Origin of the sequence: Microbulbifer sp. MKSA007 (assembly GCA_032615215.1) — a bacterium.
GTDB lineage: Bacteria > Pseudomonadota > Gammaproteobacteria > Pseudomonadales > Cellvibrionaceae > Microbulbifer.
Window position 1 is genome coordinate 2,050,320 of record CP128433.1, and the last position, 21,889, is coordinate 2,072,208.

At 47.4% G+C, this 21,889-nt stretch carries 19 protein-coding genes; 4 read left to right on the plus strand and 15 right to left on the minus strand.

Features of this window, described 5'->3' with window-relative positions:
- Positions 1-290: 290 nt before the first annotated feature.
- The 15 genes from QT397_12010 to QT397_12080 form a co-directional block, all read right to left on the minus strand.
- Positions 291-1,016, minus strand: coding sequence for a hypothetical protein (locus QT397_12010; protein WNZ58018.1), 726 nt, complete (start codon positions 1,014-1,016; stop codon positions 291-293).
- 812 nt (positions 1,017-1,828) lie between these two features.
- Positions 1,829-2,902 carry a hypothetical protein gene (locus QT397_12015; protein WNZ58019.1) on the minus strand — a complete coding sequence of 358 codons (1,074 nt, stop codon included), beginning with the start codon at positions 2,900-2,902 and terminating at the stop codon, positions 1,829-1,831.
- Entirely contained in the window at positions 2,899-3,600 is a 702-nt protein-coding gene (locus QT397_12020) for an OmpA family protein (GenBank protein WNZ58020.1), read from the minus strand. Before QT397_12020 ends, QT397_12015 begins: the two co-directional genes overlap by 4 nt.
- Positions 3,593-4,903: a MotA/TolQ/ExbB proton channel family protein gene (locus tag QT397_12025; GenBank protein ID WNZ58021.1), complete on the minus strand. Its 1,311-nt coding sequence runs from the start codon at positions 4,901-4,903 to the stop codon at positions 3,593-3,595. The genes QT397_12020 and QT397_12025 overlap by 8 nt, the downstream gene beginning before the upstream one ends.
- Positions 4,903-5,388 (minus strand): hypothetical protein, encoded by a 486-nt coding sequence (locus tag QT397_12030; GenBank protein ID WNZ58022.1) that lies wholly within the window; start codon positions 5,386-5,388, stop codon positions 4,903-4,905. Before QT397_12030 ends, QT397_12025 begins: the two co-directional genes overlap by 1 nt.
- A gap of 83 nt (positions 5,389-5,471) precedes the next feature.
- Complete coding sequence (locus QT397_12035; protein WNZ58023.1) at positions 5,472-6,134, minus strand: class I SAM-dependent methyltransferase; 663 nt, start codon at positions 6,132-6,134, stop codon at positions 5,472-5,474.
- 70 nt (positions 6,135-6,204) lie between these two features.
- Positions 6,205-6,819, minus strand: coding sequence for a polymer-forming cytoskeletal protein (locus QT397_12040; GenBank protein WNZ58024.1), 615 nt, complete (start codon positions 6,817-6,819; stop codon positions 6,205-6,207).
- Positions 6,820-7,882: 1,063 nt separating this feature from the next.
- Positions 7,883-8,491, minus strand: coding sequence for a helix-turn-helix transcriptional regulator (locus QT397_12045; GenBank protein ID WNZ58025.1), 609 nt, complete (start codon positions 8,489-8,491; stop codon positions 7,883-7,885).
- Positions 8,492-8,972: 481 nt separating this feature from the next.
- The gene (locus tag QT397_12050; protein WNZ58026.1) at positions 8,973-9,758 is read right to left on the minus strand and encodes a PhzF family phenazine biosynthesis protein; all 786 of its coding nucleotides are present in this window, start codon (positions 9,756-9,758) and stop codon (positions 8,973-8,975) included.
- Positions 9,759-9,944: 186 nt separating this feature from the next.
- Positions 9,945-10,562 (minus strand): hypothetical protein, encoded by a 618-nt coding sequence (locus QT397_12055; GenBank protein WNZ58027.1) that lies wholly within the window; start codon positions 10,560-10,562, stop codon positions 9,945-9,947.
- 644 nt (positions 10,563-11,206) lie between these two features.
- The gene (locus QT397_12060) at positions 11,207-11,623 is read right to left on the minus strand and encodes a YbaN family protein (protein ID WNZ58028.1); all 417 of its coding nucleotides are present in this window, start codon (positions 11,621-11,623) and stop codon (positions 11,207-11,209) included.
- A gap of 239 nt (positions 11,624-11,862) precedes the next feature.
- Positions 11,863-12,699 carry an energy transducer TonB gene (locus QT397_12065; protein ID WNZ58029.1) on the minus strand — a complete coding sequence of 279 codons (837 nt, stop codon included), beginning with the start codon at positions 12,697-12,699 and terminating at the stop codon, positions 11,863-11,865.
- Entirely contained in the window at positions 12,696-13,130 is a 435-nt protein-coding gene (locus QT397_12070) for a biopolymer transporter ExbD (protein ID WNZ58030.1), read from the minus strand. The genes QT397_12065 and QT397_12070 overlap by 4 nt, the downstream gene beginning before the upstream one ends.
- Positions 13,130-14,083 carry a tonB-system energizer ExbB gene (gene exbB / locus QT397_12075; GenBank protein WNZ58031.1) on the minus strand — a complete coding sequence of 318 codons (954 nt, stop codon included), beginning with the start codon at positions 14,081-14,083 and terminating at the stop codon, positions 13,130-13,132. Before exbB ends, QT397_12070 begins: the two co-directional genes overlap by 1 nt.
- Positions 14,084-14,114: 31 nt before the next feature.
- The gene (locus tag QT397_12080) at positions 14,115-14,747 is read right to left on the minus strand and encodes a biliverdin-producing heme oxygenase (GenBank protein ID WNZ58032.1); all 633 of its coding nucleotides are present in this window, start codon (positions 14,745-14,747) and stop codon (positions 14,115-14,117) included.
- A 227-nt stretch (positions 14,748-14,974) separates the two neighbouring features.
- Between QT397_12080 and QT397_12085 the strand changes: the two genes are divergently transcribed.
- The 4 genes from QT397_12085 (at position 14,975) to QT397_12100 (ending at position 21,885) form a co-directional block, all read left to right on the plus strand.
- Positions 14,975-15,490 carry a sigma-70 family RNA polymerase sigma factor gene (locus QT397_12085; GenBank protein WNZ58033.1) on the plus strand — a complete coding sequence of 172 codons (516 nt, stop codon included), beginning with the start codon at positions 14,975-14,977 and terminating at the stop codon, positions 15,488-15,490.
- Positions 15,491-15,519: 29 nt separating this feature from the next.
- A complete protein-coding gene (locus tag QT397_12090; protein ID WNZ58034.1) occupies positions 15,520-16,506 on the plus strand; it encodes a DUF4880 domain-containing protein in 987 nt (328 codons plus the stop codon).
- A 216-nt stretch (positions 16,507-16,722) separates the two neighbouring features.
- Positions 16,723-19,440, plus strand: a complete 2,718-nt coding sequence (locus QT397_12095; GenBank protein ID WNZ58035.1) for a TonB-dependent receptor — start codon at positions 16,723-16,725, stop codon at positions 19,438-19,440.
- An 18-nt stretch (positions 19,441-19,458) separates the two neighbouring features.
- Entirely contained in the window at positions 19,459-21,885 is a 2,427-nt protein-coding gene (locus QT397_12100) for a hypothetical protein (GenBank protein ID WNZ58036.1), read from the plus strand.
- The last annotated feature ends 4 nt before the right edge of the window (positions 21,886-21,889 follow it).

Below are 21,889 nucleotides of genomic sequence, written 5' to 3' on the forward strand. Positions count from 1 at the left end.
TTTGATATCCCTTAGTAATGATCTTTCCTTACTTTAGGGTGTTGACTGGAATATATGCTAACAGTATTTTTTCGATAATCTTTCTTTTGGAAGTTGATTCTTTAATGTATGCGACCTAGGAAGATTATACTTATAATCTATTAGAAATGGTGTCATTGTGAGAGAAGCCCGTCAGCAATTCGTGTAGGTGGTGATTGCTGACGGAAAATGAAAATTTGGATTATGGCTGAGTTTATCATCTGGGATCAGATGCATGTTAAAAATTACAAAAGCAAGAGCTTTTGGGATTTCTAGATAGCAAGATTTCGAGCTCGAAAAATTCTGTCGCGAGGAACAAACTGAATGTGTAGGTCTCGAGAAACATTCGGTGCACTGATATGGGAATAATCTCCGGTAGCTGTAAATTTATACATTTGTAAGTTCCGTCCGGCAATATACCTTCCCAACCCCCAGTAACCCTGATAGTTAATGGCTTGATCATCGGGGATTTGGTTTGAAAGAGTGCTTATAGTACGAGCAACACGTCGGTCTCCAATCATGTTTCTTCCCATTCTTAACCCTGTGACATGCGCAGAACCTATAGGGATTATTCCTCCTGGACGTCCGCCTATATTAAAGTGGTGAATAATTCTTCTTGCTATTCCCTTTTGACGTTTTTCTGAAGATTTCCACTCTCCATTTCCTCTCCATGAATCCACACAGGCTATATCCCAACTTTTCCGAGAAGCTATATTGATTAGTAGCGCTGATGTTTCAGTGTCAGTTACGCCACCCGCGAAATAGTCTTTTATCCTATTGGGGTAAGCGGAGAGAGTTCCTGCAGCTTTTATTTCATGCGGTGCTTCGACGAACAATGAGTGAGGCTGATCGCTATTATCAGCTATCGCTTCAGCTGCAAAGGAGAAACCGTGAGGTACATCATTATGCGGCTCTTGGACAATCACTAGCCCTCCGGCTTGCAATGTGGCGCGAACACGAGCCTTTGCGTCTTGCAGGGTTATATTGTTTACTGGCATTTTATATCTCCATCTTACTATAGGACGACTGGTTTAGCGTCGAATGTGCTCGGTGTATTTCTCGTCGAGTAGAACCTTTTTATTTGGCTTGGACACAACTGCAAAAGCAGGAGTTATCATATTTCAGTTTTTGTAATGCATGTATTGCTAATCAAGTTACTCTTCATGAAAGTTGGGTTCAAGAAATAAATGCAACACCTTTCCAAATTTTGTCTTAGTTTGTGAGTTATTTCTTTCGGGGTGTTTATTGCTCTGGGGTTTGTATCCTTTGTGAGGTAGGTTCCCTTTTAATATCCTGTAGTGTGGTTTTTATTAATATTGGCAATTTTAGAGATGGTCGTATCGAGTATGATTTCTAGGGTAGATTTTTTGGTCTTTTAAATCGGTTCTTCTGTGATAGATATTTTTGGCTAATTGTGTTTTTTCTGGTTTTCTATTGGTTCTTTTTTATAGGGATAGCTTTTGTGGAAAAAGTAATCTATAGTAGAAAATCTTCTACATGTGTAAAGAATGAAGGGGCAGTGTGACCAGATTACCTAATACTGCATCCCCTTACGGCACTCCGAGCTAAAAAGTTTAATTTTTTTTGTGACTTATTTGTAACCACACTTTTGGTCAAAAGTCTTGAGATTCTTGGAATGGTTTTGTTGGATCCATAAATTGAGGAGGTGCTAATTCTCGGTGGGGTAGAAGAGAATAGATTTTAATCTGGGTTGATCTAGTGATGTAGAGAGTTACAAGATGAAATAGAGTTGCCAGTTTGGCCGATAAGTAACAAAAATAAGCTGCCCGGAGGCAGCACATTAATATATCTAGTTGCAAAGTCCTAATTCCCGCTCAATCTGAGCCTTTCTCCAAACTGAGTAACTGGCTGGTATCTTTGCCTCTTTGGTGCCATCGGCAAGGATGGCGCGGCCGAGGTTTGGCCAGCATAGTACGGCCAATACCCTGGGCGCGATTACTTGGAAGACTTTGGGTGGCCCCATTAGGGATTTGAGTCTCTGTATTAATGGTAGCCAGGATGCGGGGACTACCTGTTCTGCGATCATCCATGAGGCCTGAGGATCACTACCCAGTTGCTTTGCCAGGGATTCGTAGCGCAATGTAGCGGCTCTTAGTGAGGCTTGGGGTGGTGCGAGTATAACGGCACGGGCCCTTCTCTCTGCACAGAGTAGGCAAATCTCTTTGGGGAGACCGCTACTTTCTGCAAGCTCTTGGTTGAGTGCCCATCCACCGGCTTTGATATCGCATTGGCAGATAGAGCAGTTATATTTCGGGTTTTCAGGGGTGAATACAGAACTAACTTTTTGGGGGCGTTCGCCATTTTTCCAGATGAGAGAGTGTCTTTTAAAAATATTGCTGGCAAAGTATCGGGTATAGGTCAGCCAGTCGATATTGGTTACATTGCCGAAACGGTCTTTGTGTACAACATCGGGAATATTGTGGCTGTAAAGGTGACGTAAGCAGTGAGGGCATGGCTTTAGTTGATCCTGGGGAAATGCCTTTCGCGCTTCGCTATAGTCACTGCTTATCCAAACCGGACCCTTATAGTTATTCACTATTGGGCACTTGGGGTAAATATGAACTTGACCAAAAGAGTCCGGGTTTTGTTCCAGGCCAAATAAAAAAACCGGTATACCCCGGTAGCGCCAAGCCACAGGTACGCTGTCCAGATCGCTTGAATCGAGTTGCATTCCAGTACGGATGGCTTTGGCTAAGCTGTTTCGATCAGGCATTTCAGATAAGCGCTGTGCTAACGGACGTTTGCCGGCTGAGAATGAATCCCCATCGTTAATGACATAAGGTACTGATAGTGCTCGTGTGGCGCTTGGGAATGCTGTGATAGCCTGACGGTTTTGAATGGGTTGAAATTTTGTGAGGTTCACAGAGCTTCCTCAAGGATTTGCAGGATATGGCTCTCAGAGTCTCTAACTACCCTGAATGCTACCCGGCGGGAACGATCTGGATCTTCTACCCCATTCTTATCCAAGACTGGGCGAGCTGAGGAGTAACCGACAGCTGCTACCTTGGCCCGTACCAGGACGGCTTGCTGCGAAGGCAGTAATGAATGGGCATATTGCATTACGGCTCGGGAGCGCTGTTGGGAAAGTCGCAGGTTGTGGAAATAACCAGCTTCCGGTGCGGATTGATCTCCCCATTCAGAACTTGTGTGCCCTTCGATTTGGATTGCGGCAATGGAATCCATATAGGGCGTGAGCGCTTCGATGTAGCGAGGTACAAAGGAGGACATAATCTCGCGGGCATTGTCGCTCAGGGTAAAATCACCGGTTTTAAATAAGGCATCACTGTTATTAAAGGAGATGGCCAGGGTTTGCTTATCCAGAGACGCTCCCCAACGAGTTAAGTCGTGGGCAAATTCCTGTTGCAGAGTTTGATAGATGGCCAACTGGGTGTCCCGGTAAGACTCTGCGAGTTCGCGGATCTTGGCGCGTTCGTCGATAAGAGAGCGCATTACAAAGACGGCAATACAGAGAAATACCATCATCAGGCCAGCCATCATGTCCGATAGGCTAATCCATTGACTATCGCTGGACTCACTACTGGCTTGCGTGCTTTCAAACATGCGCCTCTCCAGTGACTCTCTGAGCTTGCGCATCGACTCTCTTCATTTGCTGGATGAGCTGACGGAAGTCTCTGGAGAATTCACCGCTTAAAGTGCCAAGGGCATCGCCCATCGCTGCCATAACACTCTCTACCTCATCGCGCAGACGTTCATCCAGAAGTTCATATTGACGCTTGATACTGACATCGGCATTACTAAGATCGCGAGTAATCACTTGTGACAATTCGGTAATCATCTGGTTGTGAGTTTTGGCGATCAGCTGAGCTAGCTCGGCCATGGATTCCCGGTGACTGGTAGCCTGCTCGTGAATTGCTTTAGAGAAGTGGTTGGGGTCCATACTGGTAACCACATCGGCCAGGGCTACGACCTTACTGGTTCTTTGGTCGAATACTTCCGCCTGGGTCCTACTCAGGGAGATCAGGTTGGAAACCTGGGCCCCCAGTTGCTGTTGAGCTTGGTCAATTCCTCGGGTGAGCGCTTCAAACTTGGGCGCAATATCGGGGATCGATTGCTGTAGAACTTCAATAGAAGCTTGTTGCTCATTCAGCATGATTGATATCTGCTCTGCGTGATTGCGCTGCTGCTCTACCAGGGTCGGAATCACGTTGAAAATTTCTGGCAGCTCAGTAATACGCTGGTGTAACAGCAGAAGGTTTTCCTGAGCACCATTAATTTCATTGAGAAGAGTTGCAGTTTGGTCGCGGTAAATAGTTGCGAGTTCTGCGTGCTGCTGATGCTGATCTATTAGGGCCTGCAGGGCAGGGGATACGGCCTCTAATTGCTGGGTAAACTGCTGTAGGTTCTCACCCATCTGGGCATTCAGGCCGCTATTAAACTTTTCTACAACCGCAGTGAGTGACTGTAGGACTTCATCACTAATCTGTCGCTGGAATTTTGCCAGATCTTCGCGCTGACCGTTAATAGCCTGCAGTATGTCATCTGCTGTCGCTTTAGGGGCTTGTTCTTTAGTGAATATTTGAAAAATAGTTCGCAATATCAGGGATAGGAAGAGTCCCAAGATACTGGTCATAAAGGCGGTTTCCAGACCTTGCATCAGTTCTGAAATTGAGGTGTCAATATCGTTTAGATCAAATCCATAGATACCGATAATGATACCGATAAAAGTACCTAAAATACCGAGGGCAGTCAGTAGTGACGGCGTTTCCTTTACAAAGCGGGGAAACTTGCCTAAAGGGTAGAGGATTATGGCTATAGCACCAATGGCAAGCATGACCATAAGAAAGGTGTCGGTAACCTGTTCCGCAGACAACTTGGTTAACCAGTGATAGAAAAACTGGGTCATTATTTATCCTTTACAACTTTTTGCATTGTTATTTCGTGATAAAAAGGTCCGTTGGGTATTCGCCCGGTTCCCTGGCTGAGTACTTTCATCTCTGGTAGAGATTTCACAACATCGGTGATAGTGCGGAGCTGGGGCTGCTTACTACCCGAAGCGTGAATATAGGTTCCAACCTGGCCCGACTTTTGAATTTCAAATACACCACAGTTGACGGGAAGCTTGTTTTGTTTGAATAGCAAAAAGTGCATCACGCCACCATCACTGAGATATTGATGCAGGGCTTTAGTGATCAATTGTATTTGCTCGGTGGAAAAGAAATTGAGAAGGTCCCAGAGGAGGATGCAATTGAGATCCTTTGGTAGGGTTGCCTGTCGCAACGCGGCCTGAACGGCTTCTTCAAATGGCACTTTTCTGCTGATTTGCCAAGCGAGCGATGAGTAAAAATCAGAAATAAACAGTTCGCCCACCTCCCTTTGGAGGTGTTCCATATTTCTCCCAGCCTTTTGCCCAATATCCAGAACTTTGCTGACCGGTGAGCGCTTGACGTGAGTCAGGGCGGTGTCGAGAGCGGTTAGCGAAATATTAGTAAGGCGGTTTTTTGGAAAGCGGATACCGCTGCTGATGATCCACTGGCCATCACTGAAGTTGGCGATTTTACATTGCCATACTCAAACATTAATTCGATAAGGTCTTTACGCATCCCCTCTCTTTGTAGCAGGGAAGAGCGCAGGGAGAAGTTGCCCATAGTCTTCATTAAATTCAGGGATGAGTACCTATAGGTGGGCAGTGGTTCTTCCAGGTGGAGCGGTTCTGTATTGAAGGTAAAGCCAGAAAGGCGTTTAAAATCCGCGGGCCCCTTGGGCATAGTGCCGGTGTACAGCATTGTATGGAAAATGGTACGCGGCTTTAAGTGGGGTCGGATTTCCTCAATGAGCTTGGTAATAAGCTCAGGCTCCATAAAGTTGAATAGATCCCAGCAGAGCACCACATCAAGCTTGATTCGTTGGGGCTTTTTGGTGAGATATTCAGAAAGCTTAACGGCCCTGACTTCTTTATCGAGGGCAGAAGTATCCAATAGCAGACTGCGTAAATCTTCGATAAATGTCTGGCAGGAGCGCTCCAATAAAGGCTGTGTGGTGCCAAACGAAAGGCATCCCAAATCTAAAACTTTACTACCTGGTTGAATGACTTCATCCACCAAAGCAGCAATACCAAATGAATGATGCTGCAACATATTTCCCACACCAAAACTAAAGCCCCGGCATTAGCCGGGGCCCATATTGAGGATTAACTAAGAAGGTTTCCTAGCTTTCCTCAGCTTCTTCTTCGGTCTCTTTAGTGCCGAAGAGGTAGTCGCTGGTGTCGGACAGGCGAGAGGAATCGCTCGTGCTTGTGGTGCTGGAGGAGTAGGTAGAGCTGCCGCGAGTACGGGCTGCGGGCTTCTCTTCTGCTGCGGGCAGGTCTGGGTGTACCAGACGATCAGAGAACTCCTTGTGGCGCTCTTTCATTTCGGAATCGGTATCAACCATATCCATGGAGCCACGGAATTTACCGCCGTCGTCCAGCTTGATTCTCGGTGCAATCAGATTGCCATTAACTTGTGCGGTGTTGCGGATTTCGATCAACTCATCGGCAAGGGCATCGCCATCCAAGGTGCCTTCTACAACAATATTTTTTGCGTGGATATTGGCAGTAACTGCACCGCCAGTTCCAACAGAAAGATTGTGACCAACCATGATCACGGTACCATCAACAGTACCTTCCACGTGCAGATCTTCGGTGCCGATCAGCTCGCCACGAAAGTTAATACCTTCACCCAGCACTGACTTGGAGCCTGAGCCCGAAAGAGATGATTGCTGCTCAACAGCGCTCATGCCTGCTAAAAATGGTGTGGAGTCATTGCTTTTGTCAGTGCTCATAGAAATAAGTCTCTCTGTTTAGAAAAGTCAGCTGTTGCGTCGATTGCACCGATAACCGTGGTTACAGGGTTGTCGATACGTTGGGTTTTTGTCAAATCGGAAAATCAAAATTTTCAAAAGTGATAAGGCACTTTTTAATGGCGGGTACGGATTATTTTGATACTGAATAAAACCTATCAAAACAAACGGCCCTACATTTATGTCAAATTTTTTTCTTTGCTGTGAGTGTTTTACTAAAAAAGAAAATTAGACTATCAGTGCTTTTGGTCACCTAAAATATCCCTGTCTCTGCCTTTTCCCTATTGTGCACATACCTTAAGAACGACTTCCTTTGTCCTTTTACAGTTTTCGTCTCTCTCGTAAAGTTGCAATGCCCGTTTTCTCGTGCTTGCATCAAGGTGAAGAAGAGGCTCTTCTGACCTTAAGCTACGATCGATTTTTGCGATTGCTGTTGATATCGCTATATTCTCGCTATTTACTTCAGGCTCGACCTGTAAGTAAATATTTACTTCCTTTTGTGGAGGGCATACTTCTAATTGTCTGCTGATGGGTATCGAGCCTATTGGCACAAAACAATATATGATTGGAATACTACCTACAGCGAGCTTACCAGCGTTTTCGGTCTGGCAATCAATCAAGCTGACCTCGACTTGAATGCGCTGAATTTAGCACGGATTGCATGCTAAAAGTGTGACTTGTAGCACCTTTTGGTCGTGATGATCGTCGTTTCCTGTTTTTTAATCCGCTAATGATTTGTGGATTAAAATATTGTTGCAATATGCGATGTATTCCTATGTAAAGAATTGTTTATGTTGGCATTTGGATTAATGTCTGAGCCTCGCATTCTTGCGCTTTCAAAATTCTATCCTAAATGTAAGTGTGCACTTATTTGCAATGACTATTGGGTGTCTTCAGGAAGGCTGTTTTCACAGGGTGGAGCTGCAGGCAGTTTTTGCTAGGATATATATCACTCACTGCATACCTCTCAGTCCCACCCACAAAAAGGTAGGCCCAAGAGATATTTTTGGTGGCGTTGGCAGGGGTGCCAGCCTTGCTGGGCTGGCTAAATTTCAGGGGTAATTTGGATTTTAAACGGAGTTCCGTTTGAAGTTTTAAACTCTACCTCTGCAGCTTGGTTGAACCCTGTCACCAGAATGGGACTTGCTATCTGCTTATAACCACTAGAAGCCCCAAATTCATATATTTTTGTCTGCAATCGAATTTGGTTTTCAGAAACTTGTTCGGCAGATACCTCGAACCTAAGTGTGTTTTCAATTTGGATTTCGCTTTCATCTCCTTCGTTATTGAGGAGGCGGACGGAGGTCAGGTTCTCGTTTCTGGTGCTGGCATCTACCTTAAGCATTATTGGAGAAGCTGACGATAAGGAGGTATACAAGAGCAAAGTCGTACCCAGGGCCAATATTGCGGTGAGATATTTTCTACCCTGCTTGGCTATTGATATTTTTGGGTTTTCCTGAAGGATTATATCTATGGGCTTCAGTGAAAATGCTGAAGATATTGCTTTTATTGAATCTTGAGAGGCATTTCCACTTTTTTCTATCCGTTGAATGGTTCTAAGGCTTAATGATGCAACATCGGCTAGTTGTTGTTGACTCCAAGCCCTAGTTGTTCTCAGTTTAATAATTTTCTTTGAGTTAACTTTCACTTCCATACTTCTGTCCTCTGAAAATTGAGCTCCATTTTCAGGGGGCAGTCCTTATTGGTTACGATATTCTTGCGACACCTGTCTGACAGCTATATGACTTTGTCCAAACAATAGGCTGTCTGTGCAAATTGCGGTCAATGGTGGGCGTGTTTGAAGGTTAGGTGATTCACTGATGTACTACAAGGGGCGCACAATCTTTAACTATTGCCCTGAATTCATATTCTGGGTCGGGAAGACATCTATAGGCTCTAAGTTCTCACTTTGAGATAAGTAAAAAGCTAGGGAGTTGAGTCAGGTTGTAACTGGAGGTTCGGATAGTAGCTTTTTGGGGGGAAGGTTACCACTAAGCAAAGCCAAAGAGCTTTCAATGAGAATATGTAGCAAGATGACTTATGGAGCTTCTGAACAATTCCGTAATATCTCTGTGAGCCAGAAGCATCACGGATTTATTTAGAGGCTCCTTATATAAATTTAACGTTCCAAGCCATTAAATCTTAATACTACCGTGAAGATAATCTATAGCGCCTCCCTTGAGAGAGACTCTGTTACTATGCAGTTCGCAGTGAATTAGTCCAGTCCGCTTGGAGAGTTGCTTAGCTAAAAGTACATCCTTTTTAAATTGTTGGCTCCAATATGGTGCCAGTTGACAGTGCGCTGACCCTGTCACAGGGTCTTCGTTTACCCTTAATTTTGGATAGAAGCATCGGCTAACGAAATCAATATCGTTACTTGCCCCAGGAGCGGTAATGACAACTCCTCGTTTATCCAGCTGGGAGAGTTTTATAAAATTTGGATTTACAGATTTTAGATCGGTTTCGCTACCCAACACAGCTATATAATCATATGCACACAGAACTTCTTGCGGAGTGATGCCGAGGCCATCAATAAGAGCACCAGGTGCTTCTGTGGATACCGGAATGCTAGCCGGAAAGTCCATGCTATAGACAACTCCCGATCTCTGGACTAACAGTGGGCCGCTTTTTGTATCAAACTGGATGGTTTGGCCTGAGTATCTTAAATGAGTAAATAGAACGTGGGCAGCTGCGAGTGTGGCGTGGCCACATAAATCTACTTCTGCCTCAGGAGTAAACCATCTCAGAGAAAAGGAATCTTCATTTTTAACAAAGAATGCGGTTTCAGAGAGATTGTTTTCCTCAGCTATCTTTTGCAGCGTATCATCCGCAAGCCAGTTATCAAGAGGGCATACAGCAGCGGGATTACCTTCAAATACCTCGGAGGCAAAGGCATCTACTTGATAAATTGCTAGTTCCATTAGTTTTTTCCTTGAGTAATAGATGCTATTTTGGGGCAGTATAAAATTATTGTGATAGTTGGCTTGTTTGTGCCAGTTTGTTTTTTGGTATACAAACTATCTAACGGCTGAGGGAAGCCAGGATGCTCATACCATCAGTGCTCCATGGGGCGGGTCTTCAAAGTCTACAGAAATATAGCGAACTATTTACAGGCTCTCTAGCTGCGCAAAGCGACGTTCGTAATAAATCAAGCCGTTGGATATGCGCATAATCTCAAGAAGGTCTCCAGAAGAAAATCCAACAACAATCTTAATAGGTGCTTCGTCACTGTATTGGAGAAGTTGTTCGTTTTTGCAGAGTTCTCGCGCTAAGAGGGATGTATAGCATAAGCTGAAACCAATGTATCCGTCTCTATTTAGGTGTTTCGGCTTGTTAGCTCCTTTACACAAGGCTGCAATATTTCTCAAATATCTCGAGCCCAAATCAGATTTTGAATATATCCAATCCTGTCTGCTTTTAAATAGTTGAGGAAGTAGAGTTAAGCTGATATCTGGGAATTCCCGGCCAATACTATCTCTGAATTCACGTAGCTCGAAATATAGGATTGAAGGAGGAAGCGAGCCCCCAGCAGCTACCAGTTCTGTATCGAACCATGTTTGGGCTAGGTCAAGTTCATCCGTTCCTAGCATAGTGGGCAGCTTTAGCCATGCCAAATTGGGAGTTCGGCCATCAGCCCAAAAAGAAAGGTTTTCAAGGCCGTCTTGGATGGATTCATTTTTTTCTAGTGTATCGAAAATCACTTCATAGTATTCAGCTATAGACAAACCCCGAACTCCTGTCATATCTCATTTTTGCTTAGTATATCGATCAAGCAAGTCAGTGGGGATGTTTTTGGCTTTTCCTTCTGATTCAGCAGTATGTGCGCTGGGGCGCAATCTAAAACAACCATCCCGTTCGAAATGAAATTCCAACAAAAGCAAAGAGAACGGACAGTACTGTAACTGGGATAATATGGTATGCCAGTGCAGTGAGATTTTTTTCAGAAAGATTTGGAATGATTCGCAGCCTTGCGTCAATTGCCAGTAAGAAAGTGCATGCCAAAAGAATCAGTTTGAAGGATACCAGGCGAGAAATTGGATTGGAGAAGTTGAACCACTGCGATAAGTCAGGCAGTAGGGTATATGAGAGATATAGCCCGGAGAGTATTTGAATGAGCAGGGCGGGGATGCCAATCTTTTCGTAGCTGCTTTCAAACCGGGAAAGAAAAGCTACATCCTTATCCCGTAAAACTTTGGGTAGTATTGTGCAGGCAAGTATCAGATGCCCACCGGTCCAAATTGTTGCACCTAGAAGGTGAAAAAAAGTACTACGTTGTACATCCTGTCCCCCAGACAAATCCTTGTTGGGGGACTATAGCGCTAAAATCTACGGGTGTCTGCTGCCAAATAGGGGTAGAAAGTAGCGCTGTCTACTCCCTGGGTTCCGGCCGGGACCAAATCCAGTAGGCGCCGCAGCTGATGCCGCCAATGGTAAAGCAAAGAAGGTAAATATTACTGATATGAAGGATGGCAAAAGCTAGGGATATAGCCATTGTCAGGCTGGCCAGTAACTTGGTTCTGCGGCTTACATAACCACTGCGCCAAGTCCGCAATAGATGCCCAAAGAGATGGTGTTCTTCGATCCATTGGTGCAGGCGCTGGGAGCTGCGTGATGCGGCCCAGGCACCGAGGACAATAAATACAGCCGACGGCAGGCCGGGAAGAATGGCTCCGATAATGCCAAGGGCGATAAAAAAGCAAGCAGCGGCGCCCCACAGCCAGCGCATCCAGCCCTTTGCCAACGGCGGGGTGTAGGACATTACGCTGTCTTCAGTGGATTCTTTCATTCGGTACCTCTACCTTCTAGCTTATTGCAGTAGTTGTGCATCAAAAGTAACAATATTTGTCCGCTTGGTCTGCTTGCTCATAAGCAGTTTGCCCAGCACCTAGTCAATAGAGTCAGCAGGCCGATAGGTCGCTAGTGCAGGGTAACGGATTATGTGGATGATTTCCTCTGTCCAGGGAGGTGACTTTCTGGTTTATGTGAAGCCAGGCCTCCCAGTTCTGAGAAAGCAATTTATTTTGGTTAACGAATAAAAAATTCGACCGGAACGGCCATTGTCAGAGGATCACCGGGTACCTCTTCTGGTGGTCTAGGCAGTGGTTCTGCCCTGCGCACCAAGGCCACGACTTCTCGGTCGAGAGACGATATGCCACTGGCTCGGTGCAGCTCAACCTTTAGTACTTTGCCTTTTCTGTCCATCGTGAATTGTACCCAGGGAATACCTTGTTGACGCCGTATTTGGGCGCTACGGGGGTAGCGTTTTCTTCGCTCAAGGTGAGCCTGTAATTGGTTCTGCCAGGTTAATCTGGCTTGTGATTCCCTCTGGTTCAAGGCGCCCACTTCCGGTGCCGCAGCTTGCTCTGCTTCTGCTACATCTGCCGCGAGAGGGGCTGATGTTTCTTCAACAACAGTTTCTCCAGTAGCCTCTCCACTGGAGTCTTGTTGCTGTGCGATTTCCTTCTCTTCCACTGGCTCAGGGGTCTCTTCCTTTTCCTCCGTGGGGGGCTCCTCTTCGGGCTTCTCAATGGCAATTTCCGAGGGGGCTTCTGGCAAAATAACAGGCTCTGACTGCGCAGAGGTTTTTTGTGGCTCGTTGCTCTGCTGGTTTGCGGGAGAGGATTCCTGTTGTTGAGGACCTACCGGTAGCGACGTGGGTGGTGCCACTGGAGCGGCTACCATACTGACTTCAAATACCTGTGGTGCTGCAGCAGGCGGAAGTGCCAGTTCGGATTTGGGTTGCCATAAAAAATAGACGGCAATAAGTCCGTGAAGGGCTAGGGCACAGCAAAAGGCGCAGAGCGATAGAAAAAATCGCGGACGCTTCGCAGATTTTACCTTCGGGCCGGCCAAGAGGCTCATTGGTTTACGGTCGCCGGTTTATCCAGACCTACCAGAGCGATTTTCTGGTATCCGGCACTGGCAAGGCGGTTCATCAGGTCCATCAAATCCCCATATTCCACTTTGCTGTCGGCACGCAGCAGGATTTGCTGTTCTGTGCCAATTTCATTTGCCCGGAGTTCAGCAGCTAAGTTCTCCCGCACAATAACTTTGTCCTCACCGAGAGTCAGGGTGAGGTCCTTTTGCAGGGTGAGATATTTCGGATCTTCTGCCTGGGGTTGTTGTGGAGCTGTCGCCGAGGGTAGATTGACGGGCACGCTTACAGTGGCCAACGGAGCCGCAACCATAAAAATAATTAGCAATACCAGCATTACATCGATAAAAGGTGTGACATTGATATCGTGCTGTTCTGGCAGTTCTTCGCTATTGCTGCTGTTGAGATTGAATGCCATTAGTTGACGCCCTGAACCTGCGGTACTGCGCGCTTTTTGTTCGCGCTAACCAGTTCGGCGAGCGGGCGCGCATTTGGATGATGGCGATCCAGGTCCCGACTAATCAGTACCATTAAGGCGGTGACATTATCGGCCAATACCGCACGATAATTGCCGATAGCCCGGGAAAAGTAGTTGTAGATCACTACCGCCGGAATTGCAGCAACCAGGCCGATCGCAGTTGCCAGCAGGGCTTCGGCAATACCTGGAGCCACTACGGCCAGGTTTGTGGTTTGGGTTTTTGCGATACCGATGAAACTGTTCATGATGCCCCAAACAGTTCCAAATAAACCGACAAAGGGGGCGACGGAACCGATGGTTGCCAGAATTCCGGTGCCACGGTTCATGTCGGTAGCGAGAGAAGCTTGGACTCTTTCCAGGCGAGCCAGAACACGTTCTTTTAAGCCGTCATCTGACACTGGGCCACCTGAAGATAAGTCGAGTTCGTGGCGACTCGCTTCTACCAATAACAGGGCACCGCCGGTTTGGCCTGAAAGCTTTGATTCAGCATTGGCGAACGTCTTGCTTTGGATCAGGGTTGCCAATAATTGTTTGGCCTTGCGACGTGTTATTACCAGCTGCAAGGTTTTAAAAAGCCAAATCGCCCAGGTTAAAACCGAGGCCAACAGTAGGCCGATCATTACGCTTTTAACGACGATATCCGCGGCGTGATACATTCCCATGGGAGATAAATCGTGTGCGCTGAAAGCGGTATCTCCAATGTTGGAGGTTGCAGTCGAGGTAGAGTTGTCTTGATTTTCTTGCAACCCCACGGAGGTTTCCACATCTCCCTCGAGAACTATTTCTGTATTGCTTTGTTCGCTTGAGTTGGAATTATTTTCCTGCGCTAAAGCCGGCAATGGGCCCAATGTGCTGCCTAGCAGGCACAATAAAATTACAGTCCAGATTTTCATTACCGACTCCTGGCTTCAGGTGAAAAATAAATTAGGGTGTAGCGGGCGCTAATAATTGTTCGACATTTTGTCGTGCAAAAGCAAAGGCTTGTTTGGCCCCATTGAGGGCTACTTCTTTTTGCTCTTGGTTGAGTTCAAGAGCATCTAACGCAGTTTTGAATTGGCGCCAGTGTAACCCGCGACCGTCTTCATGTCCTGCCAAGTGGCGTGCGCCGAACTCTTCTGATAAATCCAGATGTTTGCGCGCGTACTTGAGAAGGAATGCCGCTCCTAAGTTGGAGCCTTCAACTACGTAGAGCCAGCCCAGTGCAGAGTGGAAATCAGTAATTGTGACTTCTGCTGCGGCTTGTTGATCAGCTTTTAAATCGCTCTCGGGCATTTCGAAATCAGCACAGTCCTGGAGGACTGCTTCAGAGCGGTCTCTCTCTTTCAGGCCGGGCAAAAAATTATTTAATTCGTCACTTTGAAACCAATCAGATACCGCTTGATGCAATCGCGACTGCGTGCGAACAAACAGTGCATATCGCTCGCGATTGGAAAATGGTGACAGGGACATAATGCGTTGATCTAGACTCTCGTGGGTCGTATTAGTGCCTTCTTTCAGCCAAGCGGAAAAGGTGGGCTCTGTTGGTTCAACGGATTGGCATTCTGCTGGGTTGCTCACGGGATTTTTCCAAAACAAATTAAACAATAACCGCCCGGTTATTCCGGTGGCTTTGTAATGGGTGACGGACCAAATTCAAATTAACCCATCCCGTTGATCAATATTTTTTGAAAAATTCACCGGGTTATTCCAAATTGATATAACATTCTCAGCTCAGCTACTTTAAATGAGAATAGATATCATTTACAGTCCCCGCCCTCAAAAGATTACAGCGCAAGGTCTGAGTTTTGGCCCCGGAAACCCCTTCAACCCCAGGATTTGATGAGCTTTACCAAGAGCACCACGAGTGGCTTGTCCGTTGGATTGCGCGCCGAACTTCCGGTGTTGATAATGCCCAGGATTTAGCTCAGGACACTTTTATTCGTCTGCTGGATAGGCCGAGCCTGCCTGCGGGGATTCGAAGCCCGAGGGCCTGGTTAACCAAAGTGGCCGGGAACCTGCTGATCGACCAAGCCCGTCGCCAAGTGCTGGAGAAAAATTATTTAGCGCTGCTGGAAAATTTGCCGGAACCGGAATGTCCCTCCCCGGAAGATAAGTGGGAGCTATTGGGGCTTTTGGAGCAAATTGATCAATTGCTCAGTGGTCTGCGCCCGATAGAGAAAACGGTATTTCTAATGGCGAGACTAGACGGCTTAACATACCGCCAGGTGGCTGAGCAGCAGGGGCTAAGCCTTTCCTCAGTAGAGAAATATATCGCAAAAGCCATGCTCAAGTGCTATGCCGCTGCGTACGATAACGAATAATTTTCTATGGACTTGGAACTTGCTTGCTGATGTCAAACGCCCCAGAAAAAAATAGAGAAAAAATTCCTGAAGCAGTACTGTTGCAAGCCGTTAGCTGGCGCGTTCGCCTGGGTTCCGGCGAGGCGCTTGACTCAGAGCGCGATGCTTGCAGTCAATGGCGTTCGGCGGACCCTCTGCATGAACTGGCGTGGCAGCGTTTTGAGCGGATGGAGTCACCTCTAGATACGGTGGCTCGCCGAGCGCCGCGTTTGGCCCATTCCACCCTCAATCAAACCGATGCAGAAATTCGCCGTTTAAATCGCAGGGCTGCTCTTAAAACCATGGGCGGTGGTGTCCTTGGGGCTTTTGCCGTTGGCCTGGTGGGATATGACACCGGTTTGCTGAAGTATATGTCTGCCGATTATTCCTCTGGTTCTAAGCCGGCCCAATATACTCTGGATGATAAGAGCCAAGTCTGGCTAAACACCGGTAGTGCCATTGAATGGGAATCGGGCACAGCAATCCGTTCCCTTGTTCTGACTAAAGGTGAAATGCACTTGACCAGTGCCGCTGACCCGAGGCCAATGCAGGTATCGGTGCCTCAGGGGCAGCTGATTTCCCGTGACTCGCGCTTTTTTGTCCGCAATGGCGATGACCACACGATTTTGCAGGTTGTGGAAGGTGGGGTGCAGGTTCAGCCGAGTGCGGATATAGAGCCCTTTGCAGTTAAAGCGGGTGAGGCTTATCGTCTTACTGGAGCCGGTTCACTCGCTCTGGACAGCAAGATGTTTGATTACAGCGGATGGATTGACGGGGTGCTTTCAGCTCGGAGCATGCCATTAGGGGCACTGCTTGAAGAGTTGTCTCGCTATCGTGTTGGTTTTTTACGCTGTGATCCGGCATTAAGAGATCATCAGGTTTCCGGGGTTTTCCAGCTTCACGATATCGACACCATCCTAAAAATATTGGCGCGTTCGGCGGGAGCTGAACTGAGCTATACCACGCGCTGGTGGGCAACGATTCAATTGCAGGGCTGACGGTTTTTTCGGAACGGGCAACCTTTAATTCCTGCTCTTATTGCCAGATGACCACAAAAAGTTATCAGAAGGTGTCATTTTTTATTTTTGATGACGCTTTTGATTGCTAGTTTTCCCTCCGAAGCAAAAAAAACAAAATAATTCTCATTTAGATTACGGGTTTTTGATTTTCGTTCGGCTTCCTAGTTATACACCTGAGAATAGGAAGCCGCTTAAATGCAGTCCCGCGCCCCAAAACATATTTTGCCCACCTTGTTGGCACTGTTGTTGGCCGTAGTTCCCGTATCGAGTTTTGCGCAAGCCCAGCAGGGCAATACAGCGTTGATCGAATTCAGTTTGCCTGCGGGTAATCTGGGAGATGTGCTCAACCTCTACTCGCGTCAGGCTGGGGTAACGCTCTCTTTCGACGAGAACCTGGTGGAAACTATTTCTGTTCCAGCACTATTTGGTAGCTACCGTGCAGAAGAAGCTCTGTTGAGCTTGCTGCGGGGCACCAACCTGCAAGCGGTTCCCGTTGGTAGCGGAGCCTGGTTGATCCAGTCCGCTGGCGAGCAGGATCTGATGGTGCTGGACAGCATTCAGGTTGAGACCCGTGATGGCGGTGAAAAAGACCAGGTATTTCGCGAGTCCGGTTCAGTAAATATTCTCACCCAGGAAAATATTGAGCGCTTTCGCGGTACCAGTGTTGGCGATATTTTTCAGGGCACCCCCGGTGTACTTATCAGTGAAAACCGCAATTCCGGTGGTCTGGATGTCAATATTCGCGGTATGCAAGGGCAGGGCAGGGTTCCTGTCTTAATCGATGGCAGTCGCCAGGAAACAACGATTTATCGTGGTTATGCCGGGGTTTCCAGTCGCAGTTATATTGACCCAGATCTGATTGGGTCCTTGCGTATTGATAAGGGGCCGGTAATGGGTGCCGAGGGCACTGGCGCTACCGGTGGCGTTGTCAGTGTAAATACCCTGAGAGCGGAAGATGTCGTAAAACCCGGCGAATTGTCGGGTTTCCGTGTTCGTGTCAGTGGTATTGGAAACAATAGCGAGGCTCCAGAGGCTGGTACTTACGCTGGTTACCACTTGCCGCGCCCTGTTTATCGCTCCGATTGCCGCTTTGCAAGTGATTGCACCGCTGACTATACAATGCCGGACAGCTTTGCGCCGGACCATGGAATGGATAGGCCCAGCCTGTTGGATTTTGAGGGTTACGCGGCGAGCTTTGCGGGCGCCCAGCGTTTTGAGTGGGGTGATCTGGTATTGGCTCACGCCCAGCGCGAACAGGGAAATTACTATGCGGGTACTGATGGCCCCGCGCCGGAAGTGGTTATTGGTGAGCCTCAAGAAATGGCTTGGTATACCGAGACTAAGGTTGAGCTGGAGAGTGAACTGGGAGAAAGCATCCCTTACCGCGCCGGGGAGCGGATTCCGAATACTAGTTTTTCTAGCGATTCCTGGTTGTTAAAAAGCAGTCTCCATTTGCCAAAAGACCAAAGTCTTGAGCTGGGCTATATCCGCTATAACAGTATCTTTGGTGAGATGATGCCCTCGCAAGTTCTTTCAAATTTCGGTCAGGCGCGCGAGTGGCTCGATAGTGAAGTGCTTAACCAAACCTACACTGCACGCTATCGTTGGCAGCCGGTGGAATATGATTGGGCCGACTTGCGTGTCAATTTTTGGCACACCGATGCGGTCACTGATCTGAACACACCGAATATATTCTCTATCGAGGTGGAGGATAATATTGCGCGAAATGACGATTATCAGCGCTTTGGCCTTGATATCACCAATAGTATGCGCTTCTACCCCATGGGTGAATTGCGCTGGGATTATGGTGTTTCTGCACAGTGGGAAGACTTGGATAGCGATACCCAGACCGCTGAAGGTATTTATGCGGGTTCCCGCAGTGGTGGGCGCGATGAGTACAGCTTGTTCACCGGTATTGAATGGCAACCGTGGCCGGAGTGGACGCTGGAGTCTGGAGTTCGTTATACCCATTTCTCTTCAAAAGACAATAATCCCCTCCCGTTGAGCATTGATTCCGATTTTTGTGTAGATAATGGGGAAGGGGGCTGTGAGGACGTTTACTACAGCAATAGTCGCTCCGGTACTGCACCTATTGTGGTTTTGACATGGGAGCCGATCAAGGGTTTGCAATTCTATGCCCGCCATGCGCAGGCTTTGCGTATGCCGAGCCTGTTTGAAGGTACCACTGGTTTCTCATCGAGCCCCGCACTGGATATCACCCTTAAGCCTGAGCATGCAAAAAATAATGAGGTTGGGATTAATTATCTTAACGGCCAGTTATTTGAAACTCATCATCAACTCCGAGCGAAAGTTGCTTACTTCGAAAACCATGTTGACGATTATTTGACTCGCACCGGGGTCAACGCCGATGAAGAAAAGCAAGGTAGCGGTATCTCCGATTTATTCCGTATGCGAAATATCGATAGCCTCGACCTTGAAGGTTTTGAGTTCAACCTTGGATACGATGCCCTCTGGTGGTTAGTTGAGCTGAGTGCTACCAAATACAGCCACATTGAAGTCTGTGATGTTGCCAGCTATGTGCGTACTTACTGCACGGATTGGGGTATAGAAAACAGTTATTTCAATAATATGGTCCCACCTAACTGGCATGCCAGTGCGCATATTGGCTTGCGTTTATTCCAGGAAAAATTGGAATTCGGGCTGCGCGGTACTTTTATGGGGGAGCGAAACCCTGTTCCTTATTACGGCGATCAAGCTGGATTTACTGAGCCGGTGCTGTGGCAGAGCTACGAACTGTTAGATTTTTATACCAGCTTCCAATTTAACGATAGTTTTTCGGTGGATTTCACCGTCGACAACGTAACCGATCAATATTACATCGATGCTTTGAGTCTTGGCTTGGTGCCTGCACCGGGACGTACGGCAAGACTCAGTCTCACTTATCAATATTAAACATTTGGAGTTCCACAGATGAAAAGAGCAGCAGCCCTTATCGGCATGCTATGTTTGTCTCTCGTGCTGGCCGCCTGTGGTGGCGGTGGTTCGGGCGACGGCTCAAATAATAAACCTACCGCCAGTATCAGTTTGTTGTCCCCTGTAGACACAACTTTCTCCTTGGCTGGCGGTGATGTCACTGTTCAATTGAGCGGTACTGACAGTAGCAGCTCGCGAGATGCAAGCCTGACTTATCGTTGGGAGCTGATTGAGTGGCCTGAGCTTAGCCTGGTAGAGTTGGCCAGTGCTGAGGATGCCTACACAGAGTTTACAGCTGATCTTCCAGGCGACTATGTTGTGAGCCTGATCGTGGATGACGGTACTGAAACCAGTGAAGCATCCCGTATAACGTTGACTGCAACCAGCCCGAATCCAGTGGCAATTACTGAGCCGGTGCACAGTGTTATCCTGGGTACTCAGACCCTGGGCCTTGATGGCAGCTTGAGTACTCCGCCAACGGGTGAGACTGGAGATCTGGAATATTTATGGGCCCTGGTTGAAAAGCCTCTCGACAGTGCTGCGTACCTGACTAACAGTGACTCTAGCCAAGCTACATTGCACTTGGATATCGAAGGTGACTACAAGCTTGAATTAGTTGTTACTTATAATGGAGTTGCCAGTGAACCTGCGGAAGTTCTGGTAACAGTTTCCGCCGGTGATGCTCCACCTGTTGCCGTAACAGAAGACCAGACGATTACTCTTGGAGAAGAAGTTGTACTGGATGCGAGCGAGAGTTATGACCCTGAAGGTAACTCTCTGCAATACCGCTGGAAGTGGGCTTATAGTCCAGTGGAAACTGATGGTGTTCCGGTTCCCGAGTTAGAGGGAGAGACAACCTCTACCGTTAAATTTACTCCCATTGCGGCAGATACTTACAATTTAATTTTGTTTGTTTTTGATGGCGCAAGAAAGAGTGAGGAGCGTGAAGTTACTATCGTAGTTGAAGCCGATTCCGAAGCGGAAGTCAATGATGCTCCAATTGGTGAAATCGAAGCGACTGGTTACTACCCGTCCTACAGTATTGGTGAGCAAGAGCTGGGGCTTCGCGCTGAATTTAATTTTGTTGGCTATGACCCTGAGGGTGATGCTCTGCAAATTATTGAAGCGGAGCTAATTGAAAAACCTGAAGGTAGTGTTGCCGAACTGGTTGATATTGGTTCTTGGAAACCGCTGGGTAAGAAAATCCAAGAGCTGGATGTGGTAGGTACCTATCGCGTAAGTATGACCGTATCTGACGGAACCAACCAGATAGACCTAGAAGCCACTATGGAAGCCAAGATTGGCAAGGTAAATGGTTATCCTTCTACCCGTAGTGTCGAAGCTCAGTCCAAGTCTGTGCTCGTTGGCGATGCTTTGGTGTTTGATGCCTCCAGCAGCGACCCTAATAATGATGAAATGACCTTCCACTGGGAGCTGGTTGACCGGCCCGATGGGAGTGATGCAGTGATTGAACCGGTTACCGAACCGGAGAGTGGGGAGCTTCGCCGTGCTCAGGTAGTTACCGATGTACCGGGTTCCTATACCGCTCGCCTGATCGTCAGTGATGATCGTGGTCTATATGCCAAAACCTACTCTGAAGACGATGGTCTTGCCAAAGTTTCCAACACGGCACCAGAAATCCGTTCTGTAGTTTGGGCGCGCAACTGGGGTAGCTTATCCACTGGTGAAGATTATTACCAAATCCTGCCCTGTATGTCCCTGCTGCATCGCCCTGTGGTGGTAGATGCCGACGGTGATGAAGTATTCACTTATGAAGAGCTGATCAGCGCGCCGGAAGGTGGTGAATTTACCAGCTATCCAGATAGTGAAGATTGTGAAAATACAACTGGTACCGTATTTTCGAAAGCGGGCACCTACGTATTCCGCTACTACGCTACAGATTTGATTGATGATGCGCCGGAATACGATTTTGTTGTAGAAGTTGAGCCCATGAGCGAAGCCAAGGGTGTGCGTCTGCGTAATATCAACTCCTGGGAAGAGAGCCTTTGGCTGCCCATGCCGTACGAAAATATTCCAAGCTACGGTACCCCGTCAGATTTACGGTGGGATACATCCCCTACCGAAGATGAATACCTACAATGGTCTCTGACTGCAGTTGATGCCGATTACACCATTGAGAATGTACAGGTGAAGCATATCAATGGCGATTTGGCTAGCCTTACACCATGGTTCGAGGGTGTTGCAGAGGGACAGGTTATTAGCGAGGGAGAGTCTCTGGACTTCAAGACATGGGTACCCTCTGTTCCCTGTATGCGCACAGATGAAAAAATAGAAGGCTTCCATTTCTCATTTAATATTAAAGAAATCCCGGAGTTGACCTTCACCTACGAAACCTGGGTAGCCATAGATGATGGTATCTTTAGCGAGGGCTGGAGACAGTGTGAAGCAGGGGAGTTAAATTAATCTT